Source organism: Cellulomonas sp. URHD0024, assembly GCF_000426185.1.
Lineage (GTDB): Bacteria > Actinomycetota > Actinomycetes > Actinomycetales > Cellulomonadaceae > Cellulomonas.
Genome location: NZ_AUEW01000001.1, coordinates 164,601 through 179,144 on the forward strand (window position 1 = coordinate 164,601; position 14,544 = coordinate 179,144).

General features: G+C 70.9%; 8 protein-coding genes. 7 read left to right on the top strand and 1 reads right to left on the bottom strand.

Annotated elements, in window-relative coordinates; all coding sequences use genetic code 11:
* Positions 1–5 precede the first annotated feature (5 nt).
* The 3 genes from I847_RS0100740 to I847_RS0100750 all read left to right on the top strand — a co-directional run bounded on the left by I847_RS0100740 (position 6) and on the right by I847_RS0100750 (position 5,049).
* A complete protein-coding gene (locus I847_RS0100740; RefSeq protein WP_081680306.1) occupies positions 6–2,780 on the top strand; it encodes a cation-transporting P-type ATPase in 2,775 nt (924 codons plus the stop codon).
* A 64-nt stretch (positions 2,781–2,844) separates the two neighbouring features.
* Entirely contained in the window at positions 2,845–4,221 is a 1,377-nt protein-coding gene (locus I847_RS0100745) for a TrkH family potassium uptake protein (protein WP_231384023.1), read from the top strand.
* A gap of 66 nt (positions 4,222–4,287) precedes the next feature.
* On the top strand, positions 4,288–5,049 hold the full coding sequence (locus tag I847_RS0100750) for a deoxyribonuclease IV (RefSeq protein WP_028048157.1): 762 nt from the start codon (positions 4,288–4,290) through the stop codon (positions 5,047–5,049).
* A 46-nt stretch (positions 5,050–5,095) separates the two neighbouring features.
* Here the strand turns inward: I847_RS0100750 and I847_RS0100755 are convergent, their stop codons facing one another.
* Positions 5,096–6,166 carry a DNA polymerase IV gene (locus I847_RS0100755; RefSeq protein ID WP_028048158.1) on the bottom strand — a complete coding sequence of 357 codons (1,071 nt, stop codon included), beginning with the start codon at positions 6,164–6,166 and terminating at the stop codon, positions 5,096–5,098.
* A 205-nt stretch (positions 6,167–6,371) separates the two neighbouring features.
* On the opposite strand from I847_RS0100755, the gene I847_RS0100760 reads away from it, so the two are divergent.
* From I847_RS0100760 to I847_RS0100775, 4 genes are all read left to right on the top strand, one after another.
* Positions 6,372–7,883, top strand: a complete 1,512-nt coding sequence (locus I847_RS0100760; protein ID WP_028048159.1) for an MmgE/PrpD family protein — start codon at positions 6,372–6,374, stop codon at positions 7,881–7,883.
* Positions 7,883–8,797, top strand: a complete 915-nt coding sequence (gene prpB / locus I847_RS0100765) for a methylisocitrate lyase (RefSeq protein WP_028048160.1) — start codon at positions 7,883–7,885, stop codon at positions 8,795–8,797. The genes I847_RS0100760 and prpB overlap by 1 nt, the downstream gene beginning before the upstream one ends.
* Positions 8,794–9,975: a bifunctional 2-methylcitrate synthase/citrate synthase gene (locus I847_RS0100770; protein ID WP_028048161.1), complete on the top strand. Its 1,182-nt coding sequence runs from the start codon at positions 8,794–8,796 to the stop codon at positions 9,973–9,975. The genes prpB and I847_RS0100770 overlap by 4 nt, the downstream gene beginning before the upstream one ends.
* Positions 9,976–10,103: 128 nt before the next feature.
* Positions 10,104–14,492, top strand: coding sequence for a putative Ig domain-containing protein (locus I847_RS0100775; protein ID WP_028048162.1), 4,389 nt, complete (start codon positions 10,104–10,106; stop codon positions 14,490–14,492).
* The last annotated feature ends 52 nt before the right edge of the window (positions 14,493–14,544 follow it).

The following is a 14,544-nucleotide window of genomic DNA, read 5'->3' on the forward strand; positions in this document are numbered from 1 at the left end:
CCTCTGTGACCACTTCTACGACGACGTCGATCGCGACGCCGGAGAGCCGGCCGACTCGGTGGTGGGCTCGGACCCTCGAGGAGACCACCGCCGAGCTCGGCACCAACCTCGAGACGGGACTCACCGCCGCGGAGGTCGAGGAGCGTCGGGCCCGGTTCGGCCCGAACACCCTGACCGCATCGGCGCCACCCTCGCTGTGGTCCGTGGTGCTCCAGCAGGTGCGCGACCCGATGAACCTCATGCTCGTCGCCGTCGCCGTCATCAGCGCGGCGATCGGGCAGGGGTCCACCGCGGTGATCGTCGGGTTCCTGGTGGTCCTCAACGTGCTCATCGGTGCGCGCCAGGAGATGCAGGCCCGCAAGAGCGTGGACGCGCTGGCGACGATGCAGGAGCCGCAGACGCGCGTGCGCCGGGATGGCGTGCTCGTGCAGATCCCGGCGCACGACCTCGTGCCCGGTGACGTCGTCGAGCTCGAGGCGGGCGACATCGTGCCCGCGGACGGCCGGCTCGTCCGGACGGCCACGATGGAGACGCAGGAGGCGGCCCTCACGGGGGAGAGCGCGCCCATCGGGAAGGACGTCACGCCGCTGGCCGACGACGACGTCTCCCTGGGCGACCGGGCCAACATGGCGTTCCAGAACACCTCCGTGACACGCGGCACGGGCACGATGCTCGTCACGGCGACCGGGATGACCACCCAGATCGGCAACATCGCGACGCTGCTCTCGTCGGTCGAGAAGACGAAGTCGCCGTTGCAGAAGGAGCTCGACCGGCTGACCAAGGTGCTGGGCGCGATCGCCTGGAGTGCCGTCGCCGTCATCGTCGTCATCGGCGTCCTGCGCGGAGAGTCCGCCAGCGACCTGCTCTTCCTGGCGACCGCCGTGGCGATCTCGGCGATCCCGACCGGCCTCCCGACGTTCGTCCAGGCGATGCTCGCGTACGGCGCCCGGCAGCTGGCCGACGCGAAGGCGGTCGTCGCGAACCTCAACGACGTCGAGACCCTCGGGGCCACCAGCTCGATCAACTCCGACAAGACCGGCACCCTGACGCTCAACGAGATGACGGTCACCGCGCTGTACACCGTGGGCCAGCACTTCGTCGTCGAGGGCAGCGGGTACGGCAAGACGGGCAACATCCTGCAGGCGGCCGGCGGGACGGTGCCCGACCTGACGCCCCTGGCGTACGGCCTGGTGCTGGCCAGCGACGCGACGGTCTCGGACTCGGGCGACGTGATCGGCGACCCGACGGAGGCCGCGCTCGTCGTGCTCGCCGCGAAGATCGGGGTCGACGCCGAGGAAAGTCGCCGGACGTACCCGCGCGTCGCGTCGGTGCCGTTCGACTCGGCGTACAAGTTCATGGCCACCGCACAGTGGCTGCCCTGGCGCGGCGACCGCACCCTCGTCGAGGTGGTCAAGGGCGGCCCGGACGTCGTGCTGCAGCGGTGCACGAGGGCGCTCGCCGGACCGGGAGAGTTCGTCGACCTCGAGACGATGCGCCCCGGCATCGAGGCCGAGATGGACCGGCTGGCGAAGCAGGGCCTGCGCACGCTGGCGTTCGCGGTCCGGTTCCTGACACCCGCCGACGAGGTGCCGCTCGTGGCGGACCCGATGTCCTTCGTCGAGGACCTGGTCTTCGTCGGACTCGTGGGGATCGTCGACCCGCTGCGCCCCACGGCCAAGGTCGCCGTCGAGATCGCGCTGAAGGCCGGCATCGAGGTCCGCATGATCACCGGCGACCATGCCGTCACGGCGAGCGCCATCGGCGCCCAGCTGGGGCTCGGCCCGGGCGCGATCAGCGGTCCGGAGCTGGCCAAGCTCACGGACGAGGAGCTGCTCGAGCAGCTGCCGAACCTGCACGTGTTCGGGCGGGTGACCCCCGAGGACAAGCTCCGGCTCGTCCAGCTGATGCAGAAGGAAGGGCTGGTCGTCGCCATGACGGGCGACGCCGTGAACGACGCGGCCGCGATCAAGCAGGCGGACATCGGCGTCGCGATGGGCTCCGGCAGCGAGGTCACCAAGCAGGCCGCGCGCCTGGTGCTCACCGACGACAACTTCAGCACGTTGGTGCACGCCGTCGAGCTGGGCCGCAGCATCTACCAGAAGATCACGGCGTACATCCGGTTCCAGATGAGCCAGCTCATCGGGCTCGTGCTGCTCTTCCTGGCGGCGAGCATCTTCGACATCGCGAGCGGCGTGGCCATGACGCCGATGATGGTGCTGTTCCTGAACTTCTTCGTCGCTGTGGCACCGGTGATCGCCATCATGCTCGACCCGGTCGGGCCCGGGATCATGGACCGCTTGCCGCGCGACCCCAACGTGGGCATCAGCAACGGCAAGGCCGTGCGGCGCTGGATCCTGTACGGGTCCGTGCTCTGCATCTCGTCCGGCATCCCGCTGGTGCTCGGACCGGACACCCCGGACCCCAACCACGCGACGGCGTCGATGACGATGACGTTCGTCGTCATGGGTCTCGGCTCGATCATGTCGGGCCTCGTGCTGCGGCGTGAGCCCGACTCCGGTCTGGCCGCACCGCTGCTGACTGCCGTCAAGGTGCTCTCGGTCCCGACGGTCCTCGTCATCCTCGCGACCGAGCTGAACTTCCTGCAGGGCTGGCTGACCACCCAGTCGCTGACCGGGGAGCAGTGGTTGATCAGCATCTGCCTCGCACTGGCGCTGCCGATCGTCGGGGAGCTCGACAAGCTCATCATGCGCCGCCGACTGGCAGCCCCGGTGGTCCTGGCGCCGCAGGAGGCGGTCAGCCCGGCGCGCGCGCGTGTCTGACGGCATCGGGCGGCAGGACGTCTCGCGCGCAGAGCCCTGAGTCCGGGCCGCCGGCATCATGGTCGTGACCCCTTCCCGCAGCGGTCGGGTGCGCATCTACCTGGGGCGCCGCGGCCCGCGCCGGCGCCCGCGTCGACCGGGGCGCCGGATCGTCGCCGCCTTCGCGTTGGGCGTCGCGGCAGGGACCGTCCTGCTGCTGCTGCCCGTCGCCACGGTGGCGCCCGGCGGTGCGGGCCCTCTGCAGGCACTGTTCACCGCGACCTCGGCCCTGTGCGTCACCGGTCTGACCGTCGTCGACACCGCGACGTACTGGTCGACGTTCGGGCAGGTGACCATCCTCGCCCTGATCCAGATCGGGGGATTCGGGGTCATGACCCTCGCATCCCTGCTCGGGCTGCTGATCACTCGCCGGCTCGGGCTGGGTAACCGGCTGCTCGCGGCCACGGAGACCAAGAGCATCGGGCTGGGCAGCATACGCACGGTGCTGCTCGGCGTCCTGCGGATCAGCCTCACGGTGGAGGTGATCACGGCGGCCATCCTGACCGTGAGGTTCGCGACGACCTACGACTTCCCGTGGCCGAAAGCCCTCTGGTACGGCGTCTTTCACGCGATCTCGGCGTTCAACAACGCCGGCTTCTCCCTGTTCAGCGACAACCTGATCGGGTTCGCCACCGATGCCTGGATCTGTCTGCCCATCGCCTTCGCGGTGATCATCGGTGGGCTCGGGTTCCCGGTCATCCTCGAGCTGTTGCGTCGTCGGCGACGCGGCTGGAGCGCCCACACCCGACTCACCCTGACGATGACGGCGATCCTGCTCGTCGGCGGGACGCTCTTCGTGACGATCGCCGAGTGGAACAACCCGGGGACCTTGGGAGCGTTCGATCCAGCGGGCAAGACGCTCGCAGGGTTCTTCCAGGCCGTCATGCCGCGCACGGCCGGGTTCAACAGCGTGAACCCCGGCGAGATGAACACCGGGACGCTCCTCGGGGTCGACGTCCTGATGTTCATCGGCGGCGGGAGCGCCAGCACGGCCGGCGGCATCAAGGTGGGCACGTTCGCCGTGCTGCTGCTCGTGATCGTCGCCGAGCTGCGTGGCGACCCGGACGCCAACCTGTACGACCGGCGCCTCCGGACGTCCACCATCCGTCAAGCCCTCTCGGTCGCGCTGCTCAGCGTCGCGGCCGTCGTCTCGGCCACGCTCGGCATCGCCATGACGACCCCGTACACCTTGGACCAGGTCCTCTACGAGGCGGTCTCCGCGTTCGCGACGGTCGGGCTCACCACCGGCATCACTCCGCACCTGCACACCGGGCAGCAGCTCGTCCTCGTCCTGCTGATGTTCGCCGGCCGCCTAGGCCCGGTGACGTTCGCCTCGGCGTTGGTGCTGCGGGAGCGCCAACGGCTGTTCCGACGGCCCGAGGGGCGCCCGCTGATCGGCTGAGCGGCGCATGCGGCATGTCGGCGCGACGGTCTAGCCTGGCGCGTGCCCGAGCGAACGGAGAACGACGTGACCCTGATCGGTGCGCACACCCACGGTGAGGACCCGGTGGCCACCGCCGCCGCGGTGGACGCGCAGTGCGTGCAGGTGTTCCTGGCGGACCCGCAGGGCTGGAAGAAGCCGGTGCGCCGTGCCGACGCGGACGCCCTCGTCGCGTCGGGGCTGGGGATCTACGCGCACGCGCCGTACCTGGTGAACGTCGCGTCGACCAACAACCGGATCCGCATCCCGAGCCGGAACATGATCGCGCAGCACGCCGCGGCCGCAGCCGACCTGGGCGCACGCGGGCTGGTCGTGCACGGCGGGCACGTCGGCGACGGCGACGACATCGCCGTCGGCATCGACAACTGGCGCAAGACGTTCGAGCGCGCGACGTTCCCCGTGCGGGTGCTGGTGGAGAACACGGCCGGCGGAGACAACGCGTGTGCGCGGACCTTGGACCGGATCGCGATGCTCTGGGACGCGATCGGCCAGTACGACGTGGGGTTCTGCCTGGACACGTGTCACGCGTGGGCCGCCGGCGAGGACCTCGAGACGATCGTCGATCGCCTGCGCGCGATCACCGGGCGAGTGGACCTGGTGCACGCCAACAGCTCGCGCGACGAGGCGGGATCGAGCAGGGACCGGCACGCCAACTACGCGACCGGAACGATCCCGCCGGAGCTCATCGCGCACGTGGTGCGGGAGGCGGGCGGCGACGCCCTCGTCGAGACGCCGCCGGAAGGGCAGGCCGCCGACATCGCTTTCCTGAAGGCGGCGCTGGCCGGCTGACTCGCGGCGCACCCGCCCGCTCGGCGCACCGGGAGGGTGGTCCTGCTCAGATCCTGCCCCGCACGGGCGTGCGCTCGGTCGGGTCGTCGGGCATCGACATCTCGGCGCGGACGCCGAGGAGTCGGATCTCCCGGTCCTCGAGGCTGTCGGCGAGCGCCAGCACCGCCTCGATCACCGTCGCGGGCTCGTTCGTCGGCTCCTGGAGCTTGCGAGCCATGGAGCGCGTCACGAAGGGCGCGTAGCGCACCTTGAGTGCGACCCGCACGACGGGTCGACCATCCTGGGCGACGTCCTCGAGCACGTCATGGGTGAGCGTCCGGAGGGCCTCGCGAACCTCGTGCTGTGTCGTCAGGTTCTGCTGGAACGTCGTCTCCCGACTGTGCCCGCGTGGCACCCACGGGGTGTCGTCGACCGTCGCGGGCCCGAGCCCCTGCCCGAGCCCGTGGTACCAGAGGCCCATCTTCGGTCCGAACTCTGCGACCAGGACGGCGGGATCCGCGTCGGCCAGCTCCCGCACGGTGGTGATGCCGAGAGCGGTCAGGCGGCCCGACACCTTCGAGCCCACCCCCCACAGCTCCCTGGTCGGGCGGTGCCCCAGCACCTCGAACCAGTTCTCGGCCGTCAGCCGGAACACGCCGGCGGGCTTGCCGAGGTCCGTCGCGATCTTGGCGCGGACCTTGTTGTCACCGATGCCCACCGAGCAGTGCAGCTGCGTCTCGCGCAGGACTACCTCCTGGGCCCTGAGCGCGACCGCTTCGGGCTCGTCCGTCGTCACCCCGAGGAAGGCCTCGTCCCACCCGAGGACCTCGACGACGACACCCAGCGACCGCAGCGCGGCCATGACCTGCTCCGAGGCGGCCTCGTACGCCGGGGCGTCGACCGCAAGGAACACCGCGTCGGGAAGCTTGCGTGCCGCGACCCGCAGCGGGAGCCCGGAGTGCACGCCGAACGCACGGGCCTCGTAGGACGCGGTCGAGACGACGCCGCGTTCTGTCGGGTCGCCGCGGCCGCCGACCACGACCGGCTTGCCGGCCAGCTCCGGGTGGCGCAGCACCTCGACGGCCGCGACGAACTGGTCGAGGTCGACGTGCAGCACCCAGGTCGGCGAGGGGCCCATGGCCCGAGTCTGCCGAGGATCGGCACGCCCTGCCGTGCTGCTGCGCGCCGTGTTGCTCCACGGGTACCTCACGGCGACGATGGAGGCTGCTCGACGGGGACGAGGTGCTGGTCGACTGCGCGAGGGTGCGACGCCACGACCACAGCCCCGATCTTCGACGCCCCACCACGTGAGGCGACGGCACCACGGCCCAGAAAGGCACCCCATGAAGCTGCACCCCCTGCGTACCTACAAGAGCTCCGAGCCGCTACCGCGCGAGGAGCAGCTGGCGTGGAAGATCGCCGAGGTCGCGGTGGACCCGGTCGCGGTCGACCCGGACGTGTCCGAGATGATCGTGAACAGGTTCATCGACAACGCGTCGGTCGCGGTGGCCTCGCTCCGCCGGGCGCCGGTCGTCGCGGCCCGTGGTCAGGCGCAGGCGCATCCGGTCGGTCCGGCCTCCGGGGGAGCCGGGGCCACGGTGTTCGGCATCGAGGGGCGGTACGGGCCGGAGTGGGCCGCCTACGCCAACGGGGTCGCCGTGCGCGAGCTGGACTATCACGACACGTTCCTGTCGGCCGAGTACTCGCACCCGGGCGACAACATCCCACCGGTCCTCGCGGTGGCGCAGCACACGGGCGCCGACGGTGCGGCGCTGCTGCGCGGCATCGCGACCGGGTACGAGATCCAGGTCGACCTCGTGAAGTCGATCTCGTTGCACGCGCACAAGATCGACCACGTGGCCCACCTCGGGCCCAGCGCGGCGGCGGGCATCGGCACGCTGCTCGGGCTGCCGGTCGAGACGATCTACCAGGCGATCGGCCAGGCGCTGCACACCACGACGGCCACACGGCAGTCGCGCAAGGGCGAGATCTCCACCTGGAAGGCCTCCGCCCCCGCCTTCGCAGGAAAGATGGCGATCGAGGCGGTGGACCGGGCGATGCGCGGCCAGACCAGCCCGTCGCCGATCTGGGAGGGCGAGGACGGCGTGATCGCGTGGCTGCTCGACGGGCCCGAGGGCCGCTACGAGGTGCCGCTCCCGGAGCAGGGGGAGCCGAAGCGCGCGATCCTCGACACGTACACCAAGGAGCACTCGGCCGAGTACCAGGCTCAGGCGTGGATCGACCTCGCCCGTTCCCTGGGCGCGAGGCACCCGGAGATCCGCGACCCCGCGAACGTCGAACGGATCGTGCTGGCCACCAGCCACCACACCCACTACGTGATCGGCACGGGCGCGGACGACCCCCAGAAGTTCGACCCCACGGCCAGCCGCGAGACCCTCGACCACTCGATCGCGTACATCTTCGCGGTAGCCCTGCAGGACGGGTCGTGGGACCACGAGGACTCGTACGCGCGGTCGCGGGCCACGCGGCCCGACACCGTCGAGCTCTGGCACAAGATCAGCACGGTCGAGGACGCGGAGTGGACCAGGCGATACCACTCGAACGACCTCGCGCAGAAGGCGTTCGGCGGCCGCGTGGAGATCGACCTGGTGAACGGGGAGCGGATCGTCGACCAGATCGCCCTGGCCGACGCCCACCCGCTGGGCGCCCGCCCGTTCCGGCGACCCGACTACGTCCGCAAGTTCCGCACGCTCGCGGGACCGGTGCTGACCGACGACCAGATCGACGACTTCCTCGGTCTTGCCGAGCGACTGCCGTCGCTGACCGCCGCCGAGGTAGGGGACCTGAACGTGCTCGTCGGCGGGCTCCCCGAGGCGCCGAAGGGACTGCTCTGATGCTGCACTCGACGGTGACCGCGGCGGAGAAGCGTTCTCGTCTCCGCGCTCGCCTGGACGACGGCGACCTGCTCCGGATGCCCGGCGCGTTCAACCCGTTGAGCGCCGCGTTGATCCAGGACAAGGGATTCGAGGGCGTCTACATCTCGGGTGCGGTGCTCTCGGCCGACCTCGGCCTGCCGGACATCGGCCTGACCACGCTCACCGAGGTCTCGGCTCGTGGCGGCCAGATCGCGCGGGTCACGGACCTGCCGACCCTCATCGACGCGGACACCGGCTTCGGTGAGCCCATGAACGTGGCCCGCACCGTGCAGGTGCTGGAGGACGCCGGGATCTCCGGGATGCACCTCGAGGACCAGGTGAACCCGAAACGGTGCGGCCACCTCGACGGCAAGGAGGTCGTCGACGAGGCCACGGCCCTCAAGCGCATCCGCGCGGCCGTCGAAGGTCGTCGCGACCCCAACTTCCTCGTCATGGCCCGGACCGACATCCGCGGCGTCGAGGGTCTGCGGGCGGCGGTCGACCGGGCCAAGGCCCTGCAGGACGCCGGTGCGGACGCCATCTTCCCCGAGGCAATGGCATCGCTGGAGGAGTTCGCGGCCGTCCGGGCCGCCGTGAGCGTGCCGATCCTGGCCAACATGACGGAGTTCGGCAAGAGCGAGCTGTTCACCACGGCACAGCTCGCGGACGTCGGCGTGAACATCGTCATCTTTCCGGTGTCGCTGTTGCGGCTGGCGATGGGCGCGGCCGAACGCGGCCTGGAGGCGGTCCTCGCGGAGGGCTCCCTGGCCTCGAAGGTGCCCGAGATGCAGACCCGTGCACGTCTCTACGAGCTGCTCGACTACGAGAGCTACTCGGCCTTCGACACCGGCATCTACTCGTTCGACCTGGACAACAACAGGAGCGGGGCATGAGCGACGTCCGGAAGGGGCTGGCCGGGGTCGTCGCTGACGTCACCGCCGTCTCGAAGGTCAACCCCGAGACCAACTCGTTGCTGTATCGGGGATATCCGGTGCAGGAGCTGGCCTCCACGCAGCCGTTCGAGGCCGTCGCGTACCTGCTGTGGCACGGCGAGCTCCCTGATGCCGACCAGCTCGCGGGCCTGAAGTCGGCGGAGCGCCGGCTGCGCAGCCTCGATCCCGACGTCCGGACGGTGCTCGACATGCTGCCGCTCGACGCGCACCCCATGGACGACCTGCGCACGGCCGTGAGCCTCCTGGGCGCCGTCGACCTGGCCGGCTCGGGCTCGGTGCTCGACGCCGGCGGGAGCGCCGACGACAACCTGACGCGCTCCCTGCAGCTGTTCGCGGCGCTGCCCGCGATCGTCGCCTACGGCCAGCGTCGGCGGCGCGGCCTGGACCTCGTGGAGCCGCGCGACGACCTGGACTACGCGGCGAACTTCCTGTGGATGACCTTCGGAGCGGAGTCCGACGAGACCGTCGTCGACGCCTTCAACCGGTCGATGATCCTGTACGCCGAGCACTCGTTCAACGCCTCGACGTTCACCGCCCGGGTGGTCACCTCGACGCTCAGCGACCTCTACTCCGCGGTCGTCGCCGCGATCGGTGCGCTCAAGGGCCCGCTGCACGGCGGCGCCAACGAGGCGGTCATGCGCACGTTCGAGGAGATCGGCGACGCCGCGGCCGTCCCCGCGTGGCTCGACGCGGCCCTGGGAGAGAAGCGCAAGATCATGGGCTTCGGGCACCGCGTCTACAAGCGCGGCGACTCCCGGGTCCCCACCATGAAGGCCGCCCTCGACAGCCTCGTGTCGCACTTCGGCCGCCAGGACGTCCTCGACCTCTACACGGCGTTGGAGGACGAGTTCGTCGCGCGCAAGGGGATCTACCCGAACCTCGACTACCCCTCCGGGCCGGCCTACGACCTGATCGGCTTCGACACGCCCACTTTCACGCCGATCTTCGTCGCGTCGCGGATCACCGGCTGGACCGCCCACATCCTCGAGCAGGCGGCCTCCAACGCACTCATCCGTCCGCTCTCGGAGTACGTCGGCCCGGACGAGCGGCACGTCGAGGGCTACGTCCCGCACGCCGACGAGCTCGCCATCGCGGACCGCCCTGAGGAGGCCGGCTGAGAGCCCGCGGCACGGCAGCTCATCCAGGGCAGTCAGGATTCCGCAGGGGGTGAAATCGGACATCTCGGACCTGTCGACCCTGCATCCTCAGTAGGGTCGCAGCATTCGCTGATGACTCGGGGGCAGCCGTGCGAGCAAAGCTGACGTGGGTTCTGGCCGTTGCTCTGCTCGCGATCGTGGGACTCGTCGCGCCACCGCCGGCGTCCGCGGCGGACACCCTGATCGACCCGGTGACGATCACCCCGGCGAGCGGCGCGGTGACCGGTGGCACGACCCTTCAGATCGACGCACCGGCATTCGGCTGGAAGGCGATCGACTCCGGCGGTCGGCACACCCTCGGGCTCGCGCAGGACGGGACGGTCTACGCCTGGGGCAAGAACGATCTCGGCCAGCTCGGTACCGGCACGAACGCCGACACGACGCTCCCGGTGCGGGTCGGCCTGCCCGCCGGCCTCCGGTTCAAGGCTGTCGCCGCCGGCCTGAGCTTCTCGATGGCGCTGGCCGAGGACGGGACCGTGTGGTCCTGGGGTGCCGACGAGTCCGGCCAGCTCGGGCTCGGCTCGATCGGGCCGGCCGTCAGCAGTCCCCAGATGATCCCGCAGCTCACCGGCGTCACCCAGATCACGGCCGGCGACCAGTTCGCCGTCGCCGGCACGGTCGACGACGTGTTCTCCTGGGGTGCGAACGGCGCGGGCCAGCTCGGACTCGGCGACCGAGAGCTCCGGGGAGCGCCGACCGTGGTGACGGCCGTCCGGCCCTACGGCCCGTTCGACAAGATCGTCGCCGGATCACGCCACGTGATCGCACTCTCCTTCCCGTACCTCGTCTACGGCTGGGGCGACAACTCCTTCGGGCAGCTCGGGACGGCCGTCGGAGCGCAGGAGTCCACGGCGACGATCCTCTTCGCCGGCAGCCCACGGGGTGGATACGACGACGTGTTCGTCGCCGGGGACAGCACCTTCATCGTGACCACCCCCAACGTCTGGGCGCTGGGCCGCAACGACCAGGGCCAGCTCGGGCTCGGGACCTACACCCGATCGTCGGTCGCCACGAGCATCCCGTTCACCGAGGGACGGCTGCAGCCGTCCCAGCTCGTCGGAAGTGGCAGCCACATCGTCGCGCTCATGACCAACGGCGACCTGTGGACGTGGGGAGACAACCGGTCCGGCCAGCTGGGCCGCCCGGGGATCGCCCGCTCGGCGACACCGACGGCCGTGCTGCGGAACGTCCCGGACGCGCAGGTCGGCGCGGGTACGGGCACCACGACCGTCGTCTCCGGAGACGGGTCAGCCTCCGGATGGGGTGCGAACGACGCCGGTCAGCTGGGCGACGGCACGACCGTCTCACGGACGTCGCCGGTCGCCGTCCGAGCCCCTCTGCAGCTCGCGCAGGTCAGCCTCGGCGGGGCCGTCGTGCAGAACCTGACTCAGGTGAGCCCGACCCGGTTCACGGGCAAGGCGCCGAGCATCGGACGGACCGGGACGGCTGACCTGCGTCTCGACACGAGGACCGCCACCGGTGCTTCCGGCCCCGCAGGCGTGGTCCCGAGTGCCTACACCTACACGAGCACCCCACCGCCGGACGTGACATCGACCGTCGTGCCACCGGTGACCGTCGGGACGCCGTTCTCGTACACGATCCCGACGATCAGCACCACACCGGTCACGTTCACGCTGCAGCTCGCCGACGATCTGCCGCCGGGCATCACGTTCAGCAGCTCGACCGGCACCTTCTCGGGGACGGCGACTGCCGCGGGGGGCGGGTCCGGCACCGTCACGGCGACGAACGCGAACGGCAGCGTCACCTTCGCGACGAGCGTCGTGACGCTGGTGCCCCCGACACTGGAGGCGAAGTCTCTCGCACCCGCTGCGGCGGGGCGCGGGTACAGCGACCGGATCGCCCTGACCTCGGGCGGCACCGTCGACGTCTCAGTCCACGGCGGGACGCTGCCCGACGGGCTGACCGTCGGGGTCGTCCAGCCCGAGACCTGGTCTGACTCGGGGTACGTCGAGGTCCGAGGGACGCCGACGACGCCAGGCACGGGGTCGTTCGCGCTGACGGTCACCGGTCCCGGCGGTTCGGCCACCCGGTCGTTCGGGTACGTCGTGGGCGTCGCGCCGCGGATCTCGACGCCCGCACCGCCCTCGGCGGCCGTCGGTGTGCCGTACGGCTACACCTTCCTGGCAGCCGGGTCCGCCCCTGTGACGTATGGGGTCGCATCCGGGTCGCTGCCGCCGGGGTTGGCGCTGGACGCGACGACGGGCACGCTCACCGGGACCCCGACGGCGACCGGTCGCTTCGACATCGTCCTCGCGACGAAGAACGCCTACGCGACCGAGACGGTCGACGTCGTCCTGCGGGTCAACGGGACCGGCTTGTCCGCACCCACCACGCCGTCCGTGGGCGTGCAGGAGGGTGGCGTGAACACCACCGTCAGCACGCCGTCACCCAGATTCGTCGAGCTGACCACGACGGGGGCTGGGAGCCTCGGGATGACAGCCGACGGGTACGTCTGGGCGTGGGGGACCGGGGCTCGGGACGTCCTGTCCGACCGAGGGACCGACGTCGACCCGCTGGTGCCGTCGCGTGTCGCCCTCTCGTTGCCCGCCGGGGTCAAGGTTGCCCACCTGGTTCCTGGTTCGCTGACCTCGTTCGTCGGGACGGACGGCGCCGTCTGGCAGGTCGCCGCCGACCCGGCGACGACGTCCGGTGTCCGCTCGACCAAGGTGGCTGTTCCCCTGCCTGCCGGTGTCACCGTTCGCAGCGCCGGAGCAGGCACCGGTCACACCCTGGCGCTGGCGACCAACGGAACCGTGTGGGCCTGGGGGACGAACGCGAAGAACCAGCTCGGCGACGGCACCACCATCGACCGGGCCGTACCCGTCGCCGTCCCCTTCCCGACCGGGACCAGCATCGTCAACGTCAGTGCCGCGGGCGACACGTCGCTCGCGGTGGACAGCACCGGGGCCGTGTGGTCGTGGGGAGTCGACGTGACGACACTCTGCGAGTTCTGGGAGGAGTGTGTGCGCCCGCAGAACTCGACCCCGAAGCGCCTCGCGACCCCAGCCGGCTTCAGTGCGGCCAGCGTCGCCGCGGGACCGTTGGCAGCGTTGGCCATCGCCAGGGACGGCACCCTGTGGTCCTGGGGTGACGACCTGTACGGCGAGACGACCCACGGTGCCGGGGTCGCCCGCGTCCCGATTCCGTTGGCTGCCGGCGAGACGGTGAGGACCGCCTCCCTCGCCAAGGAAGGTGGCGTCGCGACCCTGTCGAACGGGGACGTGTACCGGTGGGGCCGGCGCGAGTGCGGACGAGGACTCGGGGTCGAGGACTGCGGCCGCTTCGACGACGGGGGAGTGTACGAGGCCCCCACCCGCGTCCCCGCACCGGTGGACGTCGACGCGGTCGCCGGGACGGCGTGCACCCAGTGCGGGCTGGCTCTCACGACTGACGGCAGGGTGTGGGCCTGGGGCAAGAACGTGAACGGGCAGCTCGGTGACGGCACGACGGCGTGGCTGGAGTCCCCGACTCTCAGCCGCGCTCCGTTCGCCGTCACCGGAGTCACGTTCGACACGTCCACAGCCAAGCTCGTCGGACCCGCCGGCAACGGGAAGGTGAACGTCCTGACGCCCGCGCACTCACCCGGTGTCGTGGACGTCGTCGTCAGCTCGACCCGCCCGGACGGCGCTCCGGGACCCGCCTTGCGATTCAGCGGCGCCTACACCTACGGGATCGCGCCGACCCTCACGAGCGGGAACCCGCCGGCTGCCCTGACGAAGGTGCCGTACTCGTTCACCGTGAAGGCCACGGGAACGGGACCCGTGACGTTCTCCGTCTCCGCCGGTTCGCTTCCGGCCGGGCTGACGCTGAACGCCGCCACCGGAGTCATCTCCGGCACGCCGACGACCGTCCAGACGAGCGCGTTCTCGATCCAGGCGTCGAACGCTTTCGGGTCCCGCTCCGCCGCGTACTCGGTGGCCGTGACCGCCGGCGTGAGCCCCAAGATCACGTCGGCAGCACCCAAGGCTGCGTTGACCAAGATCGCGTACTCGTTCCCCGTCACCGCCTCGGGCACGGGGCCGATCACCTTCTCGGTCGCCGCGGGCGCCCTGCCTGCAGGACTGACCCTGAGCGCCACCACCGGCGTCCTCGCCGGGACCCCGACGACTGCCGGGACGGCCACCTTCACCCTGAAGGTGGCCAACCCGTGGGGGTCGTCCACCGTCGGCTACACCATGGCCGTCACCGCGGGCACCGTCCCGACGATCACCACGACCGCCCTGACGGCACCGGTCGTCTCGGTCCCGTACTCCTTCAAGCTGGCCACCACGGGAACCGCTCCGCTGACGTTCTCCGTCGCGGCCGGTGCGCTGCCGCCCGGCCTGACGTTGAGCTCGTCGACGGGCGTGATCTCAGGGACGGCGACGACGGTCGGAACCACCTCCGTGACCATCAAGGCCGCGAACCCCTGGGGGAGCTACTCGCGCTCCCTGAGCCTCGCGGTCAAGAGCGGCTGACGGTGGTCCGGCCTGGTTGCTGGGGATCTGTGGGCGCCACGATTCCCGCCGA